The sequence below is a fragment of the Rhodanobacter caeni genome (assembly GCF_039523575.1).
Classification (GTDB): domain Bacteria; phylum Pseudomonadota; class Gammaproteobacteria; order Xanthomonadales; family Rhodanobacteraceae; genus Rhodanobacter; species Rhodanobacter caeni.
In genome coordinates, this window is sequence record NZ_BAAAFO010000001.1 from 285,879 (window position 1) to 311,842 (window position 25,964).

The window sequence follows — 25,964 nt, forward strand, 5'->3', positions numbered from 1 at the left end:
GGTCAACGGCCGGTTAGGCGCTCCGCCAGCCCCGAGTAGCGCCGCGTGCGTTGCCGGGTAGCCAGTTCGACGATGTCCTCGTTGCCTGCCAGGGTAAACCAGCGGCGGGCGCGGGTGATGCCGGTATAGAGCAGCTCGCGGGTGAGCACGGGGCCGGGTTCGGGTGGCAGGGCAAGCAGGGTGTGTTCGAACTCCGAACCCTGCGATTTGTGCACCGTCATGGCGTACGCGGTGACGACTTCGTTGAGGCGCGAGGGAAGGATGCGGCGCACGCGCATGCCGCCGCCGACGCCTGGCGCGGTGCTGGCGAGGAATGCCACCGACAACCGCGATGCGCCCCGGCCGTCGGGAAAGCGCAGGCAAATGCCGACGTCGCCATTGGACAGGCCCAGGCTGTAGTCGTTGCGGGTGACCATTACCGGGCGGCCTTCGTACCAGCCCGTGCCGGCATCGATCAGGCCGCGTGTCCGCAGCGCCTCGGCAACGCGCTGGTTGAGCCCTTCCACGCCGAACGCGCCCTGCCGCAGCGCACACAGCAACTGGAAACGGTTGAGTGCCTGCAGCGTGTCGTGCGCCCAATCGTCATGTGCCTGGTCGCCGGCATCGATGGCGGGACGCTGCTGCCGCAGTTGCTCCAGGTAGTGGCGCAGGCCGCGCGCACCGTCGGCGTCGGCGCCGGCGTGATTGCCGCCGTCGATCGCCAGCTGGACCAGGCGCGAGGCAGTCGCCGACGGTTCCCAGGCGAGGTCCGCCGATGCGCTGGACAGCAGCGCGCGCACGGCCGCCGCGTCACCCTGGTTGACCGCGTTCGCCAGCCGGCCGATGCCGCTCGCGGCGCTGAATCGATGGCTGTGCCGCAGCATCGCCACCTGCTGATCGAGCGCCCGCGCGTCGGCGCTGACGAACGGCGCGATGTCCTGTCCGGTGGTGGCGCGCAGCCATTGCGCGGTGTCGTTGTCGTAATGGCCGGCGTGCGCGCGCCGGCACAAGTCGCCGAGCACGGCGCCGGCTTCCACCGAGGACAGCTGGTCCTTGTCGCCCAGCAGAATCAGCCGCGCCGTGGCGGGCAGGGCGGCGAGAACGGCGGACATCATTTCCAGGTCGATCATCGAGGCTTCGTCGATCACCAGCACGTCCAGGTGCAAGGGGTTGGTTCGATCGTGACGAAAACGGCGGGTGTCCGGTCGCGCACCGAGCAGGCGATGCAGGGTGTCGACCTGGGCGGGGATGGCGGCGCGGGTGGCCTCATCCACGTCGAGCGCTGCCAGCTGCGTGGCGATGGACGCGTTCAAGCGTGCGGCGGCCTTGCCGGTGGGCGCGGCCAGGCGAATGCGCAGCGGCCGTTCGTGCTCGCGCAGATGCAGTGTCTGCAGCAGGCCAAGCAGGCACACCACGGTGGTGGTCTTGCCCGTGCCCGGCCCACCGGTGATCACGGTGAACGCGCCGCGCGCCGCCAGCGCGCATGCCACCGACGGCCAGTTGATCGCCGCCGCATCGTCCATCGGAAACAAGCGCCGTAGTTCCTCGCCCAGCTGCGCCGGCGCCGCGTGCGCACGTTCCAGCCGCTCGCGAATCGCCGCGGCAACCTGTCGCTCGTGGTTCCAGTAGCGGCGCAGGTACAGGCGGCTGCCGTCGCGCACCAGCGGCGCGCTGGTCGGCCGGCCCTCGCCATCGGCCACCAGCGGCGAGGCCAACGCGTCGCCGCGCTCGTGGAAGTGGCGCAGCAGGGCCTGCCAGGCTGGCGGCCATTGCTGCTCTTCGGCCAGCGCATCGAGTGCGGCCAGATCCAGGCACAGGTGGCCGTCGGCCAGCTGGCGGCTGAGCAAGGCGGCCAGCCACGGCAACGCCGTCGATGCGGTGGCATCGTGTGCTTCGAGGAAGCGCGCCAGCGCCACGTCCAGCGGCCGCAGGCGATGCTGCGCGATGTCCTGCCCGAACATGGCGTCGAGGTTTTCAATCGGCATCGCGGGATGCTCCGTCGGCAAACAGCGTGTCCATCGCGTCGACCAGGTCTTTTGGCAGCCGTTCGCGATGCACGCCGTGGCCCGCGCCATCGACGCCGCGCAGGTACAGGTAGAGCACGCCGCCGACGTGTCGCGCGTAGTCGTAGCCGGGCAGTCGCGCGCGCAGTTGCCGATGCAGGGCCAGGGTGTAGATCGCGTATTGCAGGTCGTAGCGGCTGTGCAGCACCGAGTCGCGCATGGCCTCGGCGGTGTAGGCGGTGTTGTCGGGGCCGAGCCAGTTGGATTTGTAGTCGACGATGTAATAGCGGCCCTCGTGCTCGATCACCAGGTCGATGAAGCCCTTGAGCATGCCGTTGAGGCGGTCTGCTTGCAGTGCGGGGCGCGCTCGCGCCTGCAGCGTATAGGCGGTCACCAGCTTGTCCAGCGCCAGCGTGTCCACGCGATGGGCCTCGAACCAGAATTCCATCTCGGCGCGGTAATTCTGTACGCCGGCCAGTGCCACCTGGCCGCCATCGGGCAGCGCCAGCGGTGTTGCCAGGAAGGACGGCAGCCATGCGGTCAAGGGCTTGATCCAGGCCTGCCAGCCGCGCCGCTGGCAGCGGCGGGCGATCAATTGCTCGAGCGCCGGTGGCGAGCTGGCGCCGAAGGCGAAACCTTCGTCGGCGACCCATTCCAGCAAATCGTGCAGGAAGGTGCCCGGTTCAGCGCCGCGGAAGAACTGATGGATGCCGGCGGTCGTGTGGACGCGTTCCGGCGTCGTGACAATGGCCGGCTCGGCGTGGGCTTCGATCAGCACGTCCTGCTGCGCGGTTTCCGGCGCGGCGGGGCGTTGGGTGTCATCGCCCTCGGTCACTTTCAGGGCGCTGTAGCTGGCGATCCACCACGGCTCGGGCGAGGGCCCGCGGTAATCGCGGGCGTGCTGCAGCGGCGGCGCCGCGGTGGCGGTTTCGAGGCGTCGCGTGGAGGCAACGGCGGGCAGCTCAAGCAGCGCGATGGCGGGGTGGTCGGCCAGTTGGGAGAGGCGCTCGGGCAGGTGCTCGGCCTCGATCGGCTCGCCGCCAGCGAGCACGTAGCCGAACGCGGAGCGATGCAGCACCGACGCCTTGGTATTGCCGATCCTGAGGTTGGCGATGCCGAGCCAGCAGGCATAACGGGCGCGAGTGAGCGCCACGTAGAGCAGGCGCAGGTCTTCCTGCAGGCGTTCGCGCTCCGCCTGTTGCCAGGCATCGTCGGAGGGCTGCAGGTCCATCGCGGCCTGCTCGCCTTCGTGCCAGAGGAAACTGTCGTTGCGCCGGGTTTCGCGCAGGCAGCAGGCGAAGGGCAGCATCACCAGCGGGTACTCCAGCCCCTTGGCCTTGTGGATGGTGACCACTTTGATCAGCGCCGCCTCGCTTTCCAGCCGCACGATTTTCTCGTCGGCGGTCTCGGCCTGGCGGTCGTCGGCGTGGCGGATCTGGCTGGCCAGGTGACGGATCAGCGCGTGCTCCCCATCCAGCGTGGCAGCGGCCTGCTGCAGCAGCTCGGCCAGGTGCAGCAGGTTGGTCAGCGCGCGCTCGCCGTCGGCGCGCGCCAGCAAGCGCGAGGGCAGGTCGAACAGGTGCAGCATGTCGTGCAGCATCGCCAGCACGCCGTGCTGCAGCCAGCTGTCGTGCAGCTGGCGGAAGTGTTCGCCGCACTGTTCCCAGTAGCGTTCGTCGTGGTTGAGCCGGTCCAGCCCGGCGTAGTCCTGGGCCAGGGTGGGGCTGGCCAGCGCGGCCCGCATGGCGCGGTCGGAGCCGGGTTCGGCGCAGGCGTGCAGCCACAGCAGCAGGTCGCGCGCCTCGGCCGAGGCGTAGACCGAGTCACGATCGGAGAGGTACACGCTGGCCAGCCCGCGCGCCTGCAACGCGGCGCGCACGGCAGTGGCCTCCCTACCGTTGCGCACCAGGATGGCGATATCGCCGGGGACCAGTGGCGTGAGTGCGCCGGCCGATGCGTCGCATCCCGGCAGGGTGCCATCGTCGACAAAACCGCACTCGCCGCGCTGCGCCGCGTCCAGCCATTGCACCAGGGTGGCCGCAGCGTGGTCGGCCATGCTGGATTGATAGGCGCCCTGGCTGGTCGGTGCGTGGTCGGCGGCGTGGGCCAGTTGCAGGGCGGGCAGCGGCTGGCCGTGCAGCAGCAGTCGATGCTTGCGGCCGTGCGCAGCCACGGGCAGGAACGGCAGCCCCTGGGCGCCCTTGCCGAAACCGAAGGCGCCTTGTGCGTGCTGCTCGGCGAACGCGAAGACGCGATTGACGGCGTCGACCATGGCGCCGGTGGAGCGGTAGTTGGTGGCCAGCGTCCAGGTGGGCTGGCTGGCCCGCGCACGCGCCTGCAGGTAGGTGTGGATGTCCGCGCCGCGAAAGCCGTAGATCGCCTGCTTGGGGTCGCCGATCAGCAACAGGCCGGTGCCGGGCCGCCGGGCGTAGATGCGCTGGAAGATGCGCCACTGCAGCGGGTCGGTGTCCTGGAATTCGTCGATCAGGGCCACCGGATACTGGCTGGCGATGGTCTGCGCCAGCCGCTCGCCGCTGACCCCGTGCAGGGCCTCGTCGAGCCGCTTGAGCATGTCGTCGTAGCCAAGCTGGGCCAGCCGTTGCTTGCCGGCCTGCAGCCGCGCGGCAACCCACGGCACGGCGTGGGCGAGCACCAGCGGCTTCAATGCCGGCGTCGCCTGCTGCGCGTCGAGCAAGGCATCGATGGCGGCGAAGGCGGCGTGCCGCGGCGTTTGCTTGTTCTTGTTGGTGGCGCTCAGCAGCTTGCTCTGGGCGCAGCGTTGCAGGGGCTTGTCGTCGGCCAGCAGGCCGGTGTCGGCCCACTGGCGCAGCGCGGCCATGTCCTCGGGGAGCTGCGCCGGCTTGTAAGTGACGCCGCTGAGCGTCCTGGAGGCGATGGCCTGGTGCAGCATCGTCTCGATGGCGTCGGCATCGGCCTGCCACAAGGCGCGGGCCTGCTGCTGTGCCGCGCGCGAGGGAGCCAGCAACGCGTCCATGGCCGCCGCGAGGTCGGCGATGGGCGGCAACGGTTGGCCGTCCAGACGCAGGTTGCCCGGCGGCTGGCGCAGCAGCGGCAGCAGGCTTTTCTGCAGGTCCGACGGGGTTTTCCACAGCGCGCCGATCTGGCAAGCGTTGTCGCGATCGAGCGGAAAGAAGTGCTGGCGCCAGTAGTCGCGCACGGCTTCGGCCAGCAGCTCGCTTTCGTCGTCCACGGTGTTCTGCACGAAGGCATGGCCGCTGTCGAAGGCGTGCTGGCCCAGCATGCGCTGGCACCAGCCGTGGATGGTGTGCACGGCGGCCTCGTCCATCCATTGGGCGGCCAGTTCCAGCTGGCGTGCGGCGCGGGCGCGGGCTTCCGGGTCGGGATACTCGGCGATCAGGTCGGCGAGATAGTCGTCGTCCGTGGCCTGGCGGCGGAACGCCTCGGCGGCCTGGCCCAGGCGGGCGCGGATGCGTTCGCGCAATTCGGCGGTGGCGGCCTTGGTGAAGGTGACCACCAGGATTTGCGGCGGCAGCAGTGGCACGCCGGAGTCGGTGTGGCCCAGCACTAGGCGCAGGTACAGCGCGGCGATCGTCCAGGTCTTGCCAGTGCCGGCACTGGCCTCGATCAGGCGGACGTCGTGCAACGGCAGGCGCAGCGGATCGAGCGCGGCGGTGGGGTTCATGCCGCGTCTCCCGGCGTCAGGATGACGTTGCCGAACAGGGCGCGGTAGGGGCCCAGCCAGGTTTCGAAACCGTGGGCCTGCATCTGCGCGAAGCTCGTCCAGGCGCGCGCCAGGCAGGCGTCTTCGCCGCGTTCGCCGGCGTGACCGTAGTCGTCGCCTTCGAAACGGCGCGCGGCGACGGTGGCCGCATCCTTCTTTTCGTCGGTGTTGACCAGCAACCAGGCGAACGCGGTCTTGCGGGCGATCGGCAAGGGCGACTGCATGCCCGCGTGCAGGGCGGCCAGCAACTGGTCGAGCATCTCGGCCGCTTCGTCCGGTGCCAGCGCCTGCAGGGTCGGCTGCGCGTCGATGCCGATCAGCCGGGTCTGCATCAGCAGGCCGCAGGCGTTGCCAAGCAGGTGGGTGACCCAGGCCGGGATGAGCTTGTCGTAGCGCAGGGCCTTGCCGTCGCGCAGCGTGCCGCTGACCAGCTCCAGGCGCTGGCGGGTGCCTTCGTCGTCACGGCGCAGGTCGGTCAGCCAATCCTCGACCTGCCAACCGGCGGTGGGGGAGCGATCGCTGGTGTAGCGCAGTTCATGCTTGTCGCCGGTGAGCGGCCATTGGCGGCAGGCGGTTTGCCACGCATGGGCCAGGCGGCGTGCCTGCGTGGCAATCTCGGCTTGCAGCGCGCTGCCGAAACCGCCGGGCGGCAGCAGGCCTTCGTCGCGCAGGCGGCCGGTGGCGTCGTCGATGCCGTGATCGGGGTCGGCCGCGGCATCGATGGCGGCATGCAACACCGCGCGGTTGGCGCTGTAGCGCTGCAGCGCGTCGAGTGCGAACGGCTCGTCGTCGATGGCTTCGTCGTCGGTCTCGTTGAAAAACACCTTCAGCCGCTGGTTGAAGAAGTACGCCACCGGCTTGGCCAGGAAGCGCTGCAACTGGCCCAGGCCGAGCGCGATGTCGGGCTGCCAGGGTTCGAGCATGGCGGCGGGCTCGACGGGCGTTTCGCCGCGGTGCGCCTGCTGCCATTCGCGCGCATAGGTGAACACGCGCGGGTCGTCGCCGCCGCCGAAATAGCGGCGGCTGAAGGGTTGCAGCGGGTAGTCGACGGTGAGCGCGGCGAGCAGGCGGTCGCCGGCTTGCTGGTCGCCGGCGTCGTCGCCGGCGCGGCGCCAGCCGGCGGTGAGGTAGTCACGCAACTGGCCAACCAGGACCGACGGCGGCAGTGCGCTGTTGTCGCGGGCGCTGTGGCCGACCCAGCTGATGTGCAGCGCATCGCGGGCGGACAGCAGCGCTTCCAGGAACAGGTAGCGGTCGTCCTCGCGCCGCGAGCGATCACCCGGACGGCTGTGGCCCGCTTGCGCCATCAGGTCGAAATCCACCGGGGTCTGACGGCGGGGGTAGTCGCCGTCGTTCATGCCCAGCAGGCACACCACGCGAAACGGAATCGCACGCATCGGCATCAGCGTGCCGAAACTCACCGCGCCGCCCATGAAGCGTTGCGACAGGCGGCTCTCGTCGATCGCCTGCAACCAGTGCTCGCGCACGATGTTGAGCGGTATCGGCTCGGCAAAATCCGCTTCGGCGCAGGCCTGCTGCCAGCTGTCGAGGGCGTCGCCGAGGCGGCTCAGGCGCATCGCATCCTCGCCGTTGCCGGCGTCGAAGAAATCCGCCAGCAGCGCGTGCAGGCGCTCGCACCATTGTGCGGGCGTGGCTGGCGTGGCGAACAGCTGCCAGTAATGCTCCAGCCGCTCCAGCAATTGGCTGAGCGGGCCGATCAGGGCGGCATCGAGGCCGCCGACTTCGGCGTAGGGGGCGATGCCGTCCAGCGTTTCGCCGTCACCTACGGCGTAGCCGAGCAGCATGCGGCGCAGGCCGAAACGCCAGCTGTTCTGTTCCAGCGTGGGCAGTTGCAGAGCGTTCTTCTGCGCGCCGTCCAGGCCCCAGCGGATGCCGGCGCCTTCGATCCAGCGGCGCAGCGTGGGTTGGCCGGCATCGTCGAAACCGAAGCGCGTGCGCAGCGCGGCCACGTCGAGCAGGTCCAGCACGTCGCTGACGGCAAAGCGCGCTTCGGGCAGCGCCAGCAGGTATTCCAGCGCCACGATCAGCGGCACCCGCCCGCGCGCGGGCTGGTCGGCCACGCTGCACGGCAGGTGGCGCGGATCGCCCGGCGGCACGCGGCCGAATACCGCCTGGATGTGCGGGCCGTAGGTCTGGATGTCCGGCACCATCACGATCACGTCGCGCGGCGCCAGCGGCCGGCCGTTGCGTGCGGCTTCCTCGAACAGGGCCAGCAACTGGTCGTGCAGGATCTCCACCTCGCGCTGCGGATTGTGGGCGACGTGGAAACGCAACGAGCGGTCGTCTTCGCGCCAGGCCTTGCGCTGGGCGGGGTCGGCCGGCAGCGGTTCGAGGTCGAGGATAGCCTGCTGCAGCTGGTGCAGCAGGCTGTCGCTGCCGGCGTCCTCGAACCAGTCGATGCTGCGCCCGATGGCGGCGAACTGCTGGCGATAGCACTCGGGCTGGTCGAACGCATCGAGCAGGCGGATGTAGTCGCGCCCCTGCTTGCCCCAGGCGGCCAGCAACGGATTGGCATGCAGGTGCAGGTCTTCGTAGCGCGGCTCGGCGGGCAGGCCCGGCTTGCCCGCGTGACGGTGCCGGCTGGCCTTGAGCAGCTCGCGCTCCTCGATGATGTCGGCCCAGTAATGCCGGCAGGGGTTTGCCACCACCAGCAGCACCTGGCTGAAACGGGCCAGCGCGGTGAGCGCTTCCAGCGTCTGCTGCGGCAGCGAGGAAATACCGAACACCACGATCCGGCGTGGCAGCGCGGATGGGCGGTCCTCCAGCGTGGCCAGGCGTTCGACGAAGACGCGGTGCACGGCGGCACGGTGGTTGTCGCGCTGGCCGGGGCCGACGTCGTCCAGCAGCAGGCGCCACAAATGCGCCTGCCAGCGTTGCTCGGCCGGGAGCGGCGAGCGGCGGTTGCGCAGCGCGTCGTGCAGCTCGTCGCGGCCGTGCTCCCAATCGTCCAGCCAGTCGGCGCGATAGACCTGGTACTGGTCGAACAGGTCGGCGATGCGCATGGCCAGCTGGTGGTGCTTGCGCCAGTCCGGGTCGTTGCCCAGGAAGTCGCGCAGCGGCGCCAGCGCCTCGTGGTGCAGGTGCTGCGGGATCAACCGCAGCAGGCGCCACGCCAGGCGCGACTTGTCGAACGGCGAGGTGGCGGACACCGCCTCGCTGCCCAGCACGGCGCGGTAGGCGGCCCACAGGAAGCGCCCCGGCAATTGCACGTCGATCGCCGCGCTGATGCCCAACCCGCCCGCGTCGGGCGAACGCGCCAGCGCCAGTTTCAGCCACTGCGCGATGCCGTTGCTCTGCACCAGCATCAGCTCGTTCTCCAGCGGCCGCAGCGGTGCGCGGGCCAGCCAGGCGGCGAGCAGGTCGCGCAGATTCTCCAGCCGGTTGCCGTGCAGCACCATGAGGCCGGGTTCGATCGATGCGACAGTGGATGGCGGAGAAAGACTCACGGAGGACGCGATTCCTGTGTGGCTGCAGATTGTCGCCCAGATGTGTCGCGCCGTCTGCGACGGTTACCATGCAGCTTTGCCCGGGCCCGCGCATGCCGAAGACCTACGACCGCGATTATTTCGACAAGTGGTACCGCGATCCGCGCCACGCGATCGGCTCGCCGGCCGAGCTGCGGCGCAAGGTGGCCATGGTGGTTGCGCAGGCGGAGTACTACCTCGCGCGGCCGATCCGCAACGTGCTCGACGTGGGTTGCGGCGAAGCCGTGTGGCGCGCGCCACTGCGTGCCTTGCGCCCGGGCATCGACTACCGCGGGCTGGATGCCAGCGAGTATGTCGCCGCACGCTACGGCCGCAGCCGCAACGTGGGCCTGGCCCGCTTCGGCCAGCTGGAATACCTGCGCTTCGACCAGCGCTTCGACCTGATCGTGTGCACCGACGTGCTGCATTACCTCAAGCCCGCCGAGATCCGCGCCGGGTTGGGCGGCATCGTGGAGATGCTCGAAGGGGTCGCCTTCCTGGAAGTGTTCACCAGCCGCGATGACGTGGTTGGCGACCGCCAGGGCTTCATTGCCCGCGCGCCGGCGTGGTACCTGCGCGAGTTCGGCGCTGCCGGCCTGCTGCCGTGCGGCTCGCACTGTTACCTGGGGCCGCGGCTGGAGCGACATATCGCGGCGCTGGAGCGGGCGCAATTGCCGTTGTAGGAGCGGCTTCAGCCGCGACCGGGTTTTGCCGTCGTCCCTGTCGTGGCTGAAGCCGCTCCTACAGGTCGATACAGGCAGCAACGAACAGGCCGCCTTGCGGCGGCCTGTTCGACTTGCACGATGTGCGACAGCTCAGCCGCGCGACGCCCGCTTGCGGTCGTTTTCGGTGAGGTGCTTCTTGCGCAGGCGGATCTCCTTGGGGGTGATTTCCACCAGCTCGTCGTCGTCGATGAAGTCCAGCGCCTGTTCCAGCGAGAACTTGATCGCGGGGGTGAGCTGGATCGCATCGTCCTTGCCGGAGGCGCGCATGTTGGTCAGCGGCTTGGGCTTGATCACGTTGACGGTGAGGTCGTTGTCCTTGGCGTGGATGCCGACCAGCTGGCCCTCGTACACGTTGTCGCCCTCGGCCGCGAACAGCTTGCCGCGGTCCTGCAACGGCCCCAGCGAGTAGGCCGGGGTGGTGCCGCCGGCGTTGGCGATCATCACGCCGTTCTGGCGCTTGGCGATCTGGCCCTCTTCCTTCGGGCCGTAGTGGTCGAACACGTGGAACAGCAGGCCCGAGCCCTGGGTGAGGGTCTTGAACTGGTTCTGGAAGCCGATCAGGCCTCGTGCCGGGATCTCGTAATCCAGCCGCACGCGGCCCTTGCCGTCTGACTCCATGTTCTTCAGCTGGCCCTTGCGCATGCCCAGCTTTTCCATCACGGCACCCTGGTGCACTTCCTCCACGTCGACCACCAGTTGCTCGATCGGCTCCATCTTCTGGCCGTCGATCTCCTTGATGATCACTTCCGGGCGCGACACGGCCAGCTCGTAGCCCTCGCGGCGCATGTTCTCGATCAGCACCGACAGGTGCAGCTCGCCGCGGCCGGAGACCAGGAACTTGTCGGCGTCCGAACCCTGCTCCACCTTCAGCGCCACGTTGTGCACCTGCTCGCGGTCCAGGCGGTCCTTCAGCTGGCGGCTGGTGAGGAACTTGCCGCCGCTGAGATCCTTGTTGCCGGCGAACGGCGAGTTGTTGACCTGGAAGGTCATGCTGATGGTCGGCTCGTCCACGGTCAGCGCCGGCAGCGCCTCGGGGGCCTCCAGCGCGCAGACGGTATCGGAGATGGTCAGCTCGGCGATGCCCGAGATGGCCACGATGTCGCCGGCCTCGGCGCTTTCCTGCTCGATCCGTTCCAGGCCCAGGAAGCCCAGCACCTGCAGCACCTTGCCCTGGCGCTTCTTGCCGTGGCGGTCGATCACCGCCACCGGCATGTTCTTCTTCAGCGTGCCGCGCTGGATGCGGCCGATGCCGATCACGCCCACGAAGTTGTTGTAGTCCAGCTGGCTGATGCGCATCTGGAACGGGCCGTCCGGGTCCACGTCCGGCTTGCTGACGTGCTGCATGATCGCTTCGTACAGCGGGGTCATGTCGCCTTCGCGCACGTTCTCGTCCAGGCTGGCGTAGCCGTTCAGCGCCGAGGCGTAGACGATCGGGAAATCCATCTGCTCGGGGGTGGCGCCGAGGCGGTCGAACAGGTCCCACACCTGCTCCACGACCCACTCCGGGCGCGCGCCCGGGCGGTCGACCTTGTTGATCACCACGATCGGCTTGAAGCCCATCGCGAACGCCTTCTGCGTCACGAAGCGGGTCTGCGGCATCGGGCCATCCATCGCGTCGACCAGGATCAGCACCGAGTCCACCATCGACAGCACGCGCTCCACCTCGCCGCCGAAGTCGGCGTGTCCCGGGGTGTCGACGATGTTGATGCGGTTGCCGCGCCAGGTGATGGCGGTGTTCTTGGCCAGGATGGTGATGCCGCGTTCCTTTTCCTGGTCGTTCGAGTCCATCACGCGCTCGGCCAGCACGGTGCGCTCGTTGAGCGTGCCGGACTGCTTGAGCAGGCAATCGACGAGGGTGGTCTTGCCGTGATCGACGTGGGCGACGATGGCGATGTTGCGCAGGTTTTCGATAGACATGGGATCGACTCGGGCGGCGCAGAGGCCGTCACGCAGGTTTTTGAAGGACGAATTGACCGATTATACGGACTTGCGCGGCAACTTGCCCGTGATTTCGTTCAGACGGGAAGCGGCGCGGAGCCCGGCCCCCACAGGGTAACGCCACCGGTCGGCCCGCACCTCGCCGCACATTCACCGCCGACGCTTTCTCTTCCGGGGGGACTGCGCGAGTATCGGCGAGTGGACGCGCATGCGGCTGTTGGCGCGAAAAGCATGAGAGCGTCACGTAATGGGGATGGCGAACACGAAAGGCGGATTCGATAGCGGCAATCGCCGCCGGCGTTGTCTACGATAACGGCAAGGCAGACTCGCGCATCAATCCGCGGCTCGGCGTTCATGAAATGAGTTTGGCATCGCTAGCGATGTTGAAGCACGACCGGCAAGAGGGATCCCTGTCTCCCGCGCCGGCTCAATCGAGGCTGCACGTCGTGCAGCCTTCCACTTGTATCTCCAAGGAGAGCAGCATGAACTCGCATTTCGAACGCACTGGCCCGCTGACCGAACTGACCAGCTACCCGCAATGGGCGCAAGACATGGTGGCGGAGTGCGCCAGCACCAAGCAGAGCGTGGTGGATCACGAACTCTGGAGCCGGATGAGCGACGGCACGCTCGGCCGCGACGGCACCGTCAACTTCATGTGCGGCATCTGGCCGGTCATCGAACGCTTCCCCGGCTACATGGCGATGAGCCTGCTCAAGACCCAGTACGGCCGCAGTCCCGGCGACAACCTGGCGCGGCGCTGGCTGGTCCGCAACATCCGCGTGGAGCAGAACCACGCCGAATACTGGCTGCATTGGGCCGAGGGCGTCGGGGTGTCGCGCAGCGAGGTGTTGAACGGCATGCCGCCACGGGGAACCCAGACCTTGGCACAATGGTGCGAGGAAGTGAGCAGCGGCGACAGCCTGGTGGCCAGCATCGCCGCCACCAACTACGCGGTGGAAGGCGCGACGGGGGAATGGTCCCAACTGATCTACGAAAGCGACAGCTACAAACAGCGTTTCCCCGAGAAGACCCGGGCCGGTTCGCTGCGTTGGCTACAGTTGCATGCCGCTTATGACGATACCCACCCTTGGGAGGCACTGGAAATCGTCTGCACCCTGATGGGGACATCCCCGGCGGCCGAGGAGGTCGCGCACATCACGGCCTGTATCAAGCGCAGCTACACGAGCATGCGGATACTCGCCGATCGCTGTGTGCAGCCCTCGCGGATGCTGGAAGTCCTCAGCGAAGCGGCAGCTTGAGGAACGGGCTGCTGCAAGGTCATTTTGGCAAACGCATTGACGCGCAAATCGTGAGATAAAGGCATCCATGCGCACTTTTCCGACTACCTTGCAGCGGCCCCTGTCGCGGCGATTGATGCCGCTGGTCTACGCGATGCTGGCCATGGTGGCGCTCATCCTGGCCTTGACCTGGGTGGCGCTGCAGACACAGGTGGCTCTCGCCGGTTTCCTCAACGGCGAGAGCGTCTGGTCGAAGGCCCAGAAGCAGGCCGTGGTCGATCTGGACGCCTACGCGAGCAGCGGCGCGGCGGCGGATCTGGCCAAGTTCCATCGCAATTGGGCGGTGTTGAACACCGACCGCTGGGTGCGCGACAAGATCACCGCCGGCACCTACGACTACGACGTGGTGGTTGACGCCCTGCGCCGAAGCGACGCCATGCCCACGGCGATCCCCGGCGTGATTTTCATGCTGCATCATTTTTCCCGCGCACCGTACATGCGCGATGCGCTGCAGGCGTGGCGCTCGACCGATGACGCCATCGCCGAGCTGGGGACGATTGCGTCGGAACTGCAACGCGCCCATGCCCGCGGCGACATGCCTATGGCGGAAGTCGCGCGTCATCGCGCACGCATCGGCGCCATCAACGACCTCATCGAACCGCGCAGCAAGCTGTTTTCCCTGCAGATTGCCCAGGGATCGGTCTGGCTCGGCCAGGTCCTGTTCGGCGGCGTACTGGCTGCCGCGACCATCGCCGTGCTGTTGTGGATATCGATGGCGCGGCGCACGCTGGCCAGCATCCGCGGTACCGAGGAGCGCTACCGGCTGCTGTTCGACAGCGCCTCGGACGCGATCGTGATGGTGGATGAAACCAGCGGCCGCATCCTGGATGCCAACCGTGCCGCGTCGGAATGGACCGGCCGGCGGCCCGGCGAGTTGATCGGCGACCGGTTCGTGCACCTGTTCACCCAGGCGGTGTCGCAACTGGAGGGCCGCGCCGCCACCAATGCGCTGCTGGGCGTCAACGGTACCCGGCTGCCGGTGGAAACGCAGTGCAGCCTGGTCAACTGGGGCGACCGGCCGGTGCGTCAGGCGATCATCCGCGACATCTCCGAGCGGGTGGCGATGGAGCGGGAACGGCGCATTGCCGCCGAGGCGCTGGCCAGCATTGCCGAGGGCGTGATCATTGCCGACCCGCAACGTCGCGTCATCTCCGTCAACGAGGCGCACGAGCAGCTCACCGGTTTCGATGCCGAGGCGCTGCGCGACAAGCGGTTCGACGCCACCCGCCGCTTGCCCGACGGCCACATGCTGCCGCAGTCGATCTGGGACGACATCGCCGCCGGCCGCAACTGGCTGGGCGAGGTGCAGAGCGTCCGCCACGACGGCACCAGCTACCCCGAGCAGCTCAGCATCAGCGCCATCCGCGATACCGACCACCAGGTGCTCTATTACGTGGCGGTGTTCACCAACATCTCGGCGATCAAGCAGCAGCAGCAGCGGCTGGAGCACCTGGCCCGGCATGATCCGCTCACCGGCCTGGTGAACCGGGCGGAGTTCGAGCGCTATTGCAACGATGCCATTGCCATCGCCGAGCGCGAGCGGCTGGCCACCGTGGTGCTGTTCATCGACCTGGACGCGTTCAAGATCGTCAACGACAGCTACAGCCATGCGATCGGCGACAAGCTGCTGGTGAAAGTGGCCGAGCGCATCCGCCGCCAGCTGTCCGACGGCGACGTGGCCGGGCGCATCGGTGGCGACGAGTTCACCGTGCTGATCCATCACCTGAACCTGCGCGAGGACGCGCGCGTGATGGCCGAGCGACTGCTGGCGGTGCTGTCCGAGCCGCTGGTGGTGGACGACTGCGAAATCGTGCTGAGCGCCAGCATCGGTATTGCCGGCTACCCGCTCGACGGGCTCGATGCGTCCACCCTGGTGGCCAACGCCGACGCGGCGATGTACGCGGCCAAGACCGAAGAGCGCAATACGTTGCGCTTCTACACCCCGATGATGCACGCCAACACCAGCCGCCGCCTGCTGCTGGCGTCCGAGCTGCGCCAGGCGCTGGTTCGCGAGGAGTTCCGGCTGGTTTACCAGCCCAGCATTGAAATGCGCACCGGCCGCATCGTGGCGGTCGAGGCACTGGTGCGCTGGCAGCATCCCGACCGCGGCGAAGTGCTGCCCAGCGAGTTCATCCCGGTGGCCGAGAGCCTGGGGCTGATCCGGCGCATCGACGAATGGGTCATGCAGGCGGCCTGCGCCCAGATCGAGGCATGGGACATGGCCGGCATGCCGCCGGTGCGCGTGGCCGTGAACGTGTCGGCGCGCGGGTTTGGCCACGCCGCCTTCGTCGATGGCGTGAGCCGCGCGTTGCAGCGGCGGCGGGTGCCGCCAGGGCGGCTGATGCTGGAGATCACCGAGAGCGCCATGTTGCGCATGGGCGACGACACCGAGCGCACCATGCGTGCGCTGCATACGCTGGGGCTGGAGGTGGCGATCGACGATTTCGGCACGGGCTATTCCTCCATGGCCTATCTGAAGCTGCCGGCGGTGGCGTACCTGAAGATCGACCGCTCCTTCGTGTCCGGCTTGCCGGAAAGTGCCGACGACGTGGCGATCATCGAAGCGATGCTGGCCATGTCGCGCAGCCTGGGGCTGAAGACCATCGCCGAAGGCATCGAAACCGAGGCGCAACACGAGTTCCTGCTGCGCGCCGGTTGCGCGGAGGGACAGGGCTACCTGTATTCCTACCCGCTGGCCGCCAGCGCGATCGAGCGGCTGATGTCACCCCGTTCGTACCACGTGCCGACCAAGCTGCGGTTGGTGCCGCCCAAGCGCGGCTTGTAGCCGCCGACGGGCAGCACCCTGACGCATGTCATGGCCCGCCGCGCCAGGCGGCGCGACACTCGGCGCATGTCCAGCGATCCCCAGACCACCCGCGTCCCCGACGGCAGCAAGTTCGTCAGCCCCCAGGGCACCCGTGCGATCAAGGGCGGCATCCGCCCCAACGCCGGCAGCGCCACGCCCGACGTGGGGCACAAGCCACCGTGGTTGCGCATCAAGCTGCCCAGCGGCGCCCGCTACGAAGATGTGCGCAGCATCGTCAACACGCACAAGCTCAACACCGTCTGCGCCGAATCCAAATGCCCCAACATCGCCGAGTGCTGGGGCCGGGGCACCGCCACGCTGATGCTGATGGGCTCGGTATGCACGCGTGCCTGCCGCTTCTGCTCGGTCAGCACGGGCAACCCCCAAGGCTGGCTCGACCCGCTGGAGCCGATGCAGGTGGCCGACGCGGTGGCCCTGATGGGGCTCAACTACGTGGTGCTGACCTCGGTGGATCGCGATGACCTGCCCGATGGCGGCGCCGCCCACTACGCCGCCTGCGTACGCGCGATCCACCAGCGCTCGCCGCAAACGGCGGTGGAGGCGCTGACGCCCGACTTCGCCGGCCGGCATGCCGACGTGGCGACCGTGCTCGACGCGGGCTTGGCCACCTACGCGCAGAACCTGGAGACGGTGGAACGCCTGACCCACCCCGTGCGCGACCCGCGCGCCGGTTACGCGCAGACGCTGGACGTGCTGGCCTTCGCCAAGCGCCATGCGCCCAAGACGCTCACCAAGACCAGCCTGATGCTGGGCCTGGGCGAAACCGACGACGAGATCGACCGCACCCTGGACGACATCCGCGCCGCCAACGTCGACGTGGTCACGCTCGGCCAGTACATGCGGCCCAGCCCGCACCACCTGGCGGTGCAGCGCTACGTGACGCCGGACGAGTTCCGCCAGTACCGCGAGCTGGCCCTGGGCAAGGGTTTTGTCGAAGCCGTGGCCGGCCCGCTGGTTCGTTCGAGCTATCGCGCCGAGCGCGTGCTGGAGCACAACAACCTCGGGTTGTGAGCGCTGCATGCAGGGCCGATGGCTTCGTCGTTTGTCGACCAGGAGGTATCGCCATGTCCCTGTTTCACCGTCCCTTGCATCGCCAGGCCGTCATGCCGCAGCGCGGAGCCGGCGGATCGAATCGTGCGGCGCCCCGCGAGCGTGAATCGTGGTTGCAGCGCGAGCAGCGCATCGACGAGGAGCTGGCGCAGAGCTTCCCCGCCAGTGATCCGCCGAGCTGGGTGCAGGGCATCTCGCCGCGGCCTTCCTGATCTTCCTTCGATACGCCGCCATTGAACGCATCGATCTCCCACGGAGCGCCACCATGGACACACCCATCTATCCGCCAGCCAGCGCCGAGCTGGCGCGCAAACGCCGCGAACTGGCGCCCGGGCCGCTGCAGGCGTTCAAGGCGTTCAGCGCCGCCGTGTTCGCCGAAGGCGCCGTGCCGGCCGTCACCAAGCAGCTGATTGCGGTGGCGGTGGCGCACGTCACCCAATGCCCGTACTGCATCAAGGGCCATACCGCCGAAGCCTTGAAACAGGGCGCCAGCGAGCAGCAGATCATGGAGGCGATCTGGGTGGCCGCGGAGATGCGCGCGGGCGGCGCCTACGCGCATTCGGCGCTGGCGCTGGACACCATGCAGCACGCGCACCGCCACGATTGATCGGTGCGTGGCAGGGCTCGGCCATGGGCGTCGCAAGCCGGCGGTGATACCGTCGGGCGACTCCCTGATCGCGACTGCCTGCATGCACCCGCCTATTGATCTTGATGCCTACCTGCGGCGCATCGCCTACCGCGACGCCACGGCGCCCGACCTGCCGACCCTGCGTGCGCTGGTGGCCGCCCACGCCGCGGCCATTCCTTTCGAGAACCTCGATCCCTGGTTTGGCCTGCCGGTCGACCTGGAACCTGCCGCGCTGCAGCGCAAGCTGCTGCACGACGGCCGCGGCGGTTACTGCTTTGAGCACAACCTGCTGCTGCAGGCCGCGCTGCGGGCCATCGGCTTCGACGTCTCCGCCTTGATCGCGCGGGTGCTCTGGCGCCAATCGGACGACGCCGTGACGCCGCAGACGCACATGCTGTTGCGCGTCGAGCTCGATGGCGAGAACTGGCTGGTCGATGTGGGTTTCGGCAGCCAGACCCTCACCGGCGTCCTGCGCCTGCAGGCGGATATCGAACAACCCACGCCGCTCGAACCCTTTCGCCTGGTGCGGATGGGCGATGACTGGTGCATGCAGTCGCAGCTGTACGGCGTCTGGCGCTCCCTGTATCGCTTCGACCTGCATTCACCGCCCCCGATCGACCTGGTGGTGGCCAACCATTACGTCTCGACCTACCCCGGCTCACGCTTCACCACCCATCTGGTGGCCGCCCGCATCGAAGGCGACCGCCGCCTGACCCTGCTCGACCGCGAGTTCACCGTGCGCCGCCTGGGCCATGAACCCGAGCGCCAGCTATTGCGCGACGGCGGTGAAGTCCGGCGCGTGCTGGAACAGCGTTTCAGGCTGCGCTTGCCGGCGCATCCCCAGCTGTATCGACGCCTGCACGAACTGCCCGGCTGAGGCTCGCCAGCGCCATCAAAACCGCTTTCTCCCTTCTCCCGCTTGCGGGAGAAGGGGCCGACCTGCAGGCGCTGGAGCGCCGGCGGAACAGCGCAGCTGGCCCCGACAGGGGTGAGCACCATGGATGGTGCGAATCAGGCGGAAGAGGGCGCTCTTCGCTTTGCTTTTTTTCTCGGCGCCGGAAGCGCACCCCTCCAGCCCTTCGGGCGGCGCGCCCCGCAGGCGGAGCAGGCATCGCTCACCCCTGGGGATCGGCCAGCACATAAATGGCCACGTCACCCAACGTGACGGTTTGCCCCGCCACGATCTTGCAGGTCTTGCGCAATTCGGTGTGGCCGTCGACCTTGACGTGGCCCTCGGCCACCAGCCGCTTGCCGGCGCCGCCGCTGTCGCACAGGCCGACCAGCTTCAGCAGCATGTTCAGCTCGACGTAGCGGCCTTCCAGTTCGAAATCGATCGTTTGCATGGGTATCCAGGGTGGGCGGGCCAGGAGCGTAGGGTGACACGATCAGCTGCCGTCGAACGCCTCGTCAGGCAGCGCCAGGAACGCGAACCAGGGTATGTCGTGGTCGGCAGCAAACGTGGCCGCGTCGTCCAGCACGCCGAGCAGGGTGGTGAAATCTTCCGGCGCGGCCCGGCGCAGGGTGTCGGCGTGTTCGAACAGCAGCACGTAGCCCCAGGCGGGCAACCAGCCCAGGTCGCGCAGGGCATCTGCCAGGGCGTCCCAGTTGAATCCGAAGCTGGCCGGCAGCGTCAGCGAAACGGCCAGGCGCCGCAACAATTCCTGCTTGTCCGTGCAGCCGCCAAGATCCGTGCGGCATACGTGCAATGCGTCGCGCCGTGCCGTCTTCGCCAGCCGGTCGAGATCGTCCTGGCCCACGAAATACACGCCGCCTTGCGCCGGTTGCGTGAGGTCCAGGTCGAAACGGTGCGCGCTCATCGTTGCACCGCGAAGCGGCGAAAGCTGCGGTAATGATCGCCGGTGTAGTAGTAGACCTGCGGCGGTGTGCCTCCGGTGACGATGCGTCGCGCGCCGCGGTTGCGCGCGCCGGGGGTTTCCACGGTGTATTCGTGGTAGTAGCCGCGCGGTTGTGACGGCAGGCGGCGCTCGTAATTGCCGAACACCGCGCCATCCTGCGCATGGACGAATGGCCCGCCGCTGGCGATGCGACGCAGGGTATCGCCGGCCTCGGGCGGCAGGAACGCCGGCAGCGTCGACGCAGCGGTCGTGCGATCGACCGCAGTGGTGGTCGCCGGCCATGAGGCGACCGGGCCGTGCGGCGTCGACGGTGGCTGCCGCCACACGACCAGCGCGACAGCCAGCGCGGCAAGCAGGATCAGCGGAGGGAATCGGCGCATGGCGAGCGGTGGCAGGGCGTTTCAGCTTAAGGCAGAGCTGATGAAACGAAAAACGATGGCCGGGATGGAGCTCACTCAAGCGTAACGCTCCACCACCGTCATTCCTGCGAAAGCAGGAATCCAGTGGCTTCAGGCTTCAGAGGCACTGGATCCCCGCCTTCGCGGGGATGACGAGATTGAGGCGCTACGTTCAACCCGAACGACGAGAAGAAGTGAGGCAGATGAAGCCGATCCATTCCGCTCGCCGCCCCTCACCCCAGCCGATCGACCCGCTCCTGCAACGCCATCGCGGCGGCCGGGTTGCGCAGCTTGGCGCTGCTGATGAAGAACACGAAGACCTCGCGCGGCGGTCCGGCCGGTTGCGTGGCGCCGACGTGCGGCAGCGCGTCGATGTCGTGGCCTGCAGCCCAGGCGCGGACGTGCGCCGCCCATTGGTCCAGCGCTGCGGCGGCGTAGCCGGTGGCGATGTCTTCGGCGCTGCGCATCAGCCGGGCATAGACGAAATCGCCGGTGAGGTCGGCCAGCGAGGGGAATTTCGGCGAGTCGGTGAACACGGTGGGGATCGCGTGCTGGCGCGCCAGCTCCACGTAGGCCGGGCACAGGAAACCCGGGTTGCGCACCTCCAGCACGTGGCGCAGCGGCCGTCCGTTCAGCACGCGCGGCAGGGCCTGCAGGAAGGCACCCAGGTCGTCAGGGTCGAATTTTCGCGAGGGTGGCAACTGCCACAGGATCGGGCCCAGCCGGTCGCCCATTTCCTCGATGCCGCCGTAGATGAAGCTGTCCACGCCCTTGCCGCTGTTCGCCAGCGGCCGGCTTTCGGTGATGTAGCGCGGCGCTTTCAGCGAGAACACGAAACCCGGCGGCGTGGCCTCGGCCCACTTGGCGTAGGTGGCCGGCTTCTGCGCGCCGTAGTAGGTGCCGTTGACCTCGATCGCGCGCAGGTGGCGGCTGGCGTAATCCAGCTCCTGCCGCCGCAGCAGGTCGGCGGGGTAGAAATTGTCGCGCCAGGGCGCGTAGACCCAGCCGCCCACGCCGACGCGGATTTGCCCATGCGGCGTGCTGGCCGCCTTCGGCTGTCTGGGGCTCGTCATCGCCGCACCGATGACGCGCATGTTGCGGTGGGGTCAGGGTGTTCCATCGGAAACATGCCTGGCAGGATCGTTGACCGGAGCTTGCTGCCGCCGGCATGCAACCACCGTGAACGCCGCCGGTGGGCGCGCGTGACTTCCGGCGCTGGCCTGGCGCGCGATTTGCCGCGATAGTGACGCGATTGCCCTGACTGGAGCCAGCGATGCCGCAGCGACCCCTTGTCTTGCGCCTTTCGGCGGCGTGCGCCTTGTTCGTGATGGCCCTGGGGGCTGCGGCGCAGGCGCCGACCTCCTCGATCCCGCAACTGCCCATTTCCACCAACGACCAGGTGCGCCCGCTGCTGCCTTCGCAGTTGCAGGATTTCGATGCGTACGTGGAAAGCGCGCGCAAGGCGTTCGACGTGCCCGGCATCGCGGTGGCGATCGTCAAGGACGGCAACGTGGTGCTGGCGCGTGGCTTCGGCCAGCGCGAGCTGGGCAAGCCCGACCGTGTCGATGCGCATACCCTGTTTGCGATCGCCTCCAACACCAAGGCGTTCACCGCCGCCTCGCTGCAGCAACTGGCCGAGGCGGGCAAGCTCAAGATGGACGACCGGGTGATCGACCACCTGCCGTGGTTCCGCATGTCCGACCCCTACGTCACCCATGAAATGCGCATCCGCGACCTGCTGGCGCACCGCAGCGGGCTGTCGCTGGGCGCGGGCGACCTGCTGTACTGGCCGCCCACCTCGTACACCACGAAGGAGGTGGTGCAGCGGCTGGCGCATGTGCCGATCGCCAACGGTTTTCGCAGTGGCTACGCCTACGACAACATCCTGTTCGCGGTGGCCACGCTGGTGATCGAGCAGGCGTCGGGGCAGAGCTACGCCGACTACGTGCGCGACCACATCTTCAAGCCGGTGGGCATGGACGAGTCGCTGATCGACAAGACCTACATCACCCCCGGCATGGACGTGGCCACCGGCCACGCCAAGGCCGATTTCAAGGATCTGCAGCCGGTGGCGCCGATGGCCTGGCTCAACGATCCGGGTGCCGGCGGCATCTATTCCAGCGTGCACGACATGGCCAGGTGGATGAACGTGCAACTGGCCGGTGGCGCCTTGCCCGCGAAGGGTGCCGATGGCAAGCCGCAGCGGCTGTTTTCCGGGAAAAGCCAGCAGCAGATGTGGAGCATGCTGACCCCCATCGCCATCCGCCAACCGTCGATCCCCGAGCTGGCGCCGCTGACGCCGCACTTCTACGGCTATGGCGAGGCGTGGTTCCTGTCCGACTACCGTGGCCAACGGCTGGTGTGGCACACCGGCGGCTGGCCGGGCATGGTCTCGCGCGTGACGCTGGTGCCCGAGCAGCGTCTGGGCGTGGTGGTGCTGACCAATGCCGAATCGGGCGCGGCCTTCAACGCGGTGACGTACCGCGTGCTGGACGCCTACCTGAATCGCGATCACAAGACGGATTGGGTGTCCGTCTATGCCAAGGCGGTGAAAAAATCCCAGGCCGATGCCGACGACAGTTTCGCCAGGCACGAGGCCGCCCGCGACAAGCGCAGCAAGCCTTCGCTGCCGCTGGCGAACTACGCCGGCACCTACCGCGACCCGTGGTACGGCGACATCATCGTCAGCCAGGAGAACGGCAAGCTGCGCATGCGCTTCAGCAAGACCGCGCAGCTGGTAGGCACCATGACGCCGTGGCAGCACGACACCTTCGTGGTGCGCTGGGACGACCGCACGCTCAATGCCGACGCCTTCGTCAGCTACGCGCTGGACCCGGACGGCGCGGTGCGCGAGGTGCGGATGGAGCCGATCTCGCCGCTGACCGATTTCAGTTTCGACTTCCAGGATTTGCGCCTGAAGCCAGTGAATCACTGAGCCACCACCGCGCCGTTCGCGGCGCCCACGCGGAAGGAAAGGGACATGAAATATCGGCGTCATGCGGTGGCGGTGCTGCTGTCGTTCGGGTTGCTGGTTGGCGTTGCCCAGGCGCGCAACGACCACGCGCTGGACCATCACTACATCCGGGTCGAGCTGGCTACGCCCGGCACGCAACCGACCTCGGGCCGGCTGCTGCTGTTCGCGATCGATGCCAAGGCGGCCCAGGCGGCGGCGCTGGCGGAATCGCAGGGCAAGAGCGGCGCGGTCGAGGCGGTGGATGCCGATCCGTTCAGCGGCACCGTGACCAGCGTGGCGGCGCGCGAGGTGGAGCACTGGCGGCCGGGGCAGGCGATCGAGGTCGATACCGGGGAGATGGCGTATCCCGCCGCCTGGTCCAGGTTGCCGCCGGGCGATTACCTGGTGCAGGCCGTGCTGGACGTGAACCACGACTACAACTATCTCGGCCGTGGCGCCGGCGACCTGGTCAGCGAGGTGGTCAAGCTGCATCTGCCCGCTGCCGGCGTGCCGACGCTGGCGTTGGCCAAGGTGTTGCCGGCGGAAGGCGATCCGTGGGCTGTACCTGATTCGGCGTCGCCGGATCTGCGCGAGCGCGTGGCGGCGGCACGCCCGCATGCGCAGCTGGTCGATTTCGTCAGTCCCTCGTTGACCGCCTTCTGGGGCCGGCCGATCCCCATGCGCGGCTGGGTGCTGACCCCGCCCGGTTATGACGCCAAGGCTGCCGTGCGCTACCCGACCGTCTATTACACCCAGGGTTTCGGCGGCAACAACGACCGCGTGATCCGCCCCATCGTCACCGTCTACACGGCGATGGCGAAGCAGCAGATGCCGCCGATGATCTGGGTGTTCCTGGACGAGTCCAGCCCCACCGGCACCCACGAATTCGCGGACTCGGTCAACAACGGTCCGTGGGGACAGGCGCTGACCACCGAGCTGATCCCGCATCTCGAAACGCACTACCGCATGGATGGCGACGCGGACGGCCGCTTCCTCAACGGCCACTCCTCCGGCGGCTGGGCCACGCTGTGGCTGCAGACGCGCTACCCGAAGATCTTCGGCGGCACCTGGTCGACCTCGCCGGACCCCAGCGACTTCCACGATTTCACCGGCGTGGATCTCTACGCGCCGCACGCCAACGTCTATCGCCGGCCCGATGGTTCGGCCTATCCACTGGTGCGCGACCACGACAAGGTACTGGGCACCTTCGAGCAGTTCGCGAAACTCGAACGCGTGCTGGGCAGCTACGGCGGCCAGCTGGCCTCGTTCGATTGGGTGTTCTCGCCGCGCGGCAAGGACGGCCGGCCGATGCCGATGTTCGACCGCGACACCGGCGACGTCGACCCGGCCGTGGTGGCCTACTGGCGCGACCACTACGACATCGCGCACCGGCTGCAGCAGCACTGGCCGGAGCTGAAGGGCGACCTCGACGGCAAGATCCATCTCTACGTGGGCACCGCCGACACGTTCTATCTCGACGGTTCCGCGCACAAGCTGAAGGCCGTGCTCGACGGCCTGGGCGCGAAATCGGAGTTCCATTTCCTGCCCGACCGCACCCACGGCAACGTCTACTGGATCGGCAACGACCACCACGGCCTGCTCAAGCAGATCAGCTGGGCGATGTATGCCATCGCGCGGCCGGATTCGAAGCTGAAGCCCGCCGCCGCACCCTGATCTTCCGTCGCGTTGCAGGGCGGGCACTGCCCGCCAGCTCTTCGCACCGAAGCAGAGCGGCGGGCGGCGACCGCCCTACGGCTGCCATGGGTCGTAGCTGCCGATGTACCAAAGGTGGCCTTCCGGGTCGTGGCAGCTGTAGCCCGCGCCGCCGTAGTCCTTTTCGGCGTAGTCGTCGACGATCAACGCGCCGGCTGCCTTGGCTCGCTCGTAATGGGCCTTGCAATCGGTCACGGTCACGCAGGCGCACTGGGTTTCGCGCCCGCCGATCTCGTCCGGTTGCGCGATGTGCCGGCCGAACTCGTTGTCGCGCACCGCGCCGAGCATGATCATGCCGTGGCCGTAGGCGAGCTGCGCGTGCTCGACCTCGCCGGCGTCGTTCTCGTAGACCGCATGCCGTTCGAAACCGAAGGCCTGGCACAGCCAGTCGATCGCCGCGTGGGGATCGCGATAGCGCAGGCAAGGGATGATGGTGCTGCCGCCGGACTGTTTCATGGGGGCTCCGTGGTGGGCATCTCGCAGGGTGGTGGTTGCCGGGCCCGCCTTGCGGACAACGGCGCGGTCCCGTTGCGGGGACGCGGGCCAGACTAGTCCCGTGAGGCGTGGCGGTCTTGTAGATTTCCGTCGCTCAGTCGAGCGGCAGGTGGTTCGAGTAGGGGCCGCGCGCGGCCATGAAGGCACTCGGCGTGACGCCGGCGAACTGGCGAAATTCGTGAGTCAGATGGGCCTGGTCGGCATACCCGCCGTCGGCCGCCACCTGGCACCAGCTCACCGTGGGCTGCGCGGCGGCGTGGTCCACCACCGCGCGAAAACGCAGCAGTCGCGTGTAGTGCTTGGGGCGCATCCCCACCTGGCGCTGGAACAGCGTGCCGAAGCGGCGCTCGGACAAGCCGGTCTCGCGCACCAGCGGCGCGATGCGCCGCACCTGCGGCGGATCGGCCAGGCGGCCCAGCGCGTAGGCGATGGCCGGGTGCAGGGCCGTGCTGCGCATCCGCTGCACCAGCCAGCCGGTCAGCAGGCGCAGGCGCTCGCGCGGTTCGGGGGTTTCCAGCAGCTGCTCGCGCAGCAGCGGCGCGGCGCGGCCGAACAGGTCGCCCAGGTCGATGTCCCGCCCGATCAGCATGGTGGCGTCCTCGCCGGTCAGCGCATGGGCGCCGCCGGGTCGGAAGACCACGCCCATCACGCGGATCTGCTCGGCGGTGTCGATGATCTCGCTGCGCAGGGTGGGTCCGCCGAGCACGCAGGCGGACGAGCGGATGCAGCGCCGCTGCGCGTCGTCGGTGTAGACGCGGGTTTCGTCCTCGTGCAGGTTGATGATGAGCTGCGCGCCGGGTTGGGGCAGCACGCGCTCGAGGTGGTGGGCGGCGGGCGGCATGTCCCAGTCCCACACCTTGGCGATCAGCTTGTCCAGCGGTGGTCCGGGCAGGTGCTGCAGGAATCCCATCGG

The 25,964-nt window shown here is 68.3% G+C and carries 19 protein-coding genes; 9 read left to right on the forward strand and 10 right to left on the reverse strand.

The window, feature by feature from the left end:
* Positions 1–2: 2 nt before the first annotated feature.
* Genes recD through recC form a run of 3 tightly spaced genes read right to left on the reverse strand, consistent with a single transcriptional unit; the run spans position 3 to position 9,152 of the window.
* Positions 3–1,964: an exodeoxyribonuclease V subunit alpha gene (gene recD, locus ABD017_RS01405; RefSeq protein ID WP_343879417.1), complete on the reverse strand. Its 1,962-nt coding sequence runs from the start codon at positions 1,962–1,964 to the stop codon at positions 3–5.
* Positions 1,954–5,646, reverse strand: a complete 3,693-nt coding sequence (recB, locus tag ABD017_RS01410; RefSeq protein WP_343879419.1) for an exodeoxyribonuclease V subunit beta — start codon at positions 5,644–5,646, stop codon at positions 1,954–1,956. The genes recD and recB overlap by 11 nt, the downstream gene beginning before the upstream one ends.
* Positions 5,643–9,152, reverse strand: a complete 3,510-nt coding sequence (recC, locus tag ABD017_RS01415; RefSeq protein WP_343879421.1) for an exodeoxyribonuclease V subunit gamma — start codon at positions 9,150–9,152, stop codon at positions 5,643–5,645. Before recC ends, recB begins: the two co-directional genes overlap by 4 nt.
* 92 nt (positions 9,153–9,244) lie before the next feature.
* On the opposite strand from recC, the gene ABD017_RS01420 reads away from it, so the two are divergent.
* Positions 9,245–9,853 (forward strand): class I SAM-dependent DNA methyltransferase, encoded by a 609-nt coding sequence (locus tag ABD017_RS01420; RefSeq protein WP_343879423.1) that lies wholly within the window; start codon positions 9,245–9,247, stop codon positions 9,851–9,853.
* 132 nt (positions 9,854–9,985) lie between these two features.
* On the opposite strand, the gene typA is transcribed toward ABD017_RS01420, so the two are convergent.
* A complete protein-coding gene (gene typA / locus ABD017_RS01425) occupies positions 9,986–11,812 on the reverse strand; it encodes a translational GTPase TypA (RefSeq protein WP_343879425.1) in 1,827 nt (608 codons plus the stop codon).
* A 503-nt stretch (positions 11,813–12,315) separates the two neighbouring features.
* Between typA and ABD017_RS01430 the strand changes: the two genes are divergently transcribed.
* The 6 genes from ABD017_RS01430 to ABD017_RS01455 all read left to right on the forward strand — a co-directional run bounded on the left by ABD017_RS01430 (position 12,316) and on the right by ABD017_RS01455 (position 18,513).
* Entirely contained in the window at positions 12,316–13,092 is a 777-nt protein-coding gene (locus ABD017_RS01430) for an iron-containing redox enzyme family protein (RefSeq protein WP_343879427.1), read from the forward strand.
* Between the two features lie 67 nt (positions 13,093–13,159).
* Positions 13,160–15,916 carry a putative bifunctional diguanylate cyclase/phosphodiesterase gene (locus ABD017_RS01435; protein WP_343879429.1) on the forward strand — a complete coding sequence of 919 codons (2,757 nt, stop codon included), beginning with the start codon at positions 13,160–13,162 and terminating at the stop codon, positions 15,914–15,916.
* A gap of 66 nt (positions 15,917–15,982) precedes the next feature.
* On the forward strand, positions 15,983–16,969 hold the full coding sequence (gene lipA, locus ABD017_RS01440) for a lipoyl synthase (RefSeq protein ID WP_343879431.1): 987 nt from the start codon (positions 15,983–15,985) through the stop codon (positions 16,967–16,969).
* A gap of 53 nt (positions 16,970–17,022) precedes the next feature.
* Positions 17,023–17,220: a hypothetical protein gene (locus tag ABD017_RS01445; protein WP_343879433.1), complete on the forward strand. Its 198-nt coding sequence runs from the start codon at positions 17,023–17,025 to the stop codon at positions 17,218–17,220.
* 53 nt (positions 17,221–17,273) lie between these two features.
* Positions 17,274–17,615: a carboxymuconolactone decarboxylase family protein gene (locus tag ABD017_RS01450; RefSeq protein ID WP_343879435.1), complete on the forward strand. Its 342-nt coding sequence runs from the start codon at positions 17,274–17,276 to the stop codon at positions 17,613–17,615.
* Between the two features lie 82 nt (positions 17,616–17,697).
* Positions 17,698–18,513, forward strand: coding sequence for an arylamine N-acetyltransferase family protein (locus ABD017_RS01455; protein WP_343879437.1), 816 nt, complete (start codon positions 17,698–17,700; stop codon positions 18,511–18,513).
* 238 nt (positions 18,514–18,751) lie between these two features.
* Here ABD017_RS01455 and ABD017_RS01460 read toward each other — a convergent pair whose 3' ends face one another.
* The 4 genes from ABD017_RS01460 to ABD017_RS01475 all read right to left on the reverse strand — a co-directional run bounded on the left by ABD017_RS01460 (position 18,752) and on the right by ABD017_RS01475 (position 20,963).
* Positions 18,752–18,979: an RNA-binding S4 domain-containing protein gene (locus ABD017_RS01460; RefSeq protein WP_343879439.1), complete on the reverse strand. Its 228-nt coding sequence runs from the start codon at positions 18,977–18,979 to the stop codon at positions 18,752–18,754.
* A gap of 42 nt (positions 18,980–19,021) precedes the next feature.
* Entirely contained in the window at positions 19,022–19,453 is a 432-nt protein-coding gene (locus tag ABD017_RS01465; protein WP_343879441.1) for a barstar family protein, read from the reverse strand.
* Positions 19,450–19,872 carry a guanyl-specific ribonuclease gene (locus ABD017_RS01470; protein ID WP_343879443.1) on the reverse strand — a complete coding sequence of 141 codons (423 nt, stop codon included), beginning with the start codon at positions 19,870–19,872 and terminating at the stop codon, positions 19,450–19,452. Before ABD017_RS01470 ends, ABD017_RS01465 begins: the two co-directional genes overlap by 4 nt.
* A gap of 251 nt (positions 19,873–20,123) precedes the next feature.
* A complete protein-coding gene (locus ABD017_RS01475) occupies positions 20,124–20,963 on the reverse strand; it encodes a DUF72 domain-containing protein (protein WP_343879445.1) in 840 nt (279 codons plus the stop codon).
* Between the two features lie 200 nt (positions 20,964–21,163).
* On the opposite strand from ABD017_RS01475, the gene ABD017_RS01480 reads away from it, so the two are divergent.
* On the forward strand, positions 21,164–22,825 hold the full coding sequence (locus tag ABD017_RS01480; protein WP_343879447.1) for a serine hydrolase: 1,662 nt from the start codon (positions 21,164–21,166) through the stop codon (positions 22,823–22,825).
* Positions 22,826–22,870: 45 nt separating this feature from the next.
* Positions 22,871–24,517 carry an alpha/beta hydrolase gene (locus ABD017_RS01485; protein WP_343879449.1) on the forward strand — a complete coding sequence of 549 codons (1,647 nt, stop codon included), beginning with the start codon at positions 22,871–22,873 and terminating at the stop codon, positions 24,515–24,517.
* A 75-nt stretch (positions 24,518–24,592) separates the two neighbouring features.
* Here the strand turns inward: ABD017_RS01485 and ABD017_RS01490 are convergent, their stop codons facing one another.
* Positions 24,593–25,012 (reverse strand): VOC family protein, encoded by a 420-nt coding sequence (locus ABD017_RS01490; RefSeq protein ID WP_343879451.1) that lies wholly within the window; start codon positions 25,010–25,012, stop codon positions 24,593–24,595.
* A 133-nt stretch (positions 25,013–25,145) separates the two neighbouring features.
* Complete coding sequence (locus tag ABD017_RS01495) at positions 25,146–25,961, reverse strand: helix-turn-helix domain-containing protein (protein WP_343879453.1); 816 nt, start codon at positions 25,959–25,961, stop codon at positions 25,146–25,148.
* Positions 25,962–25,964 lie beyond the last annotated feature (3 nt).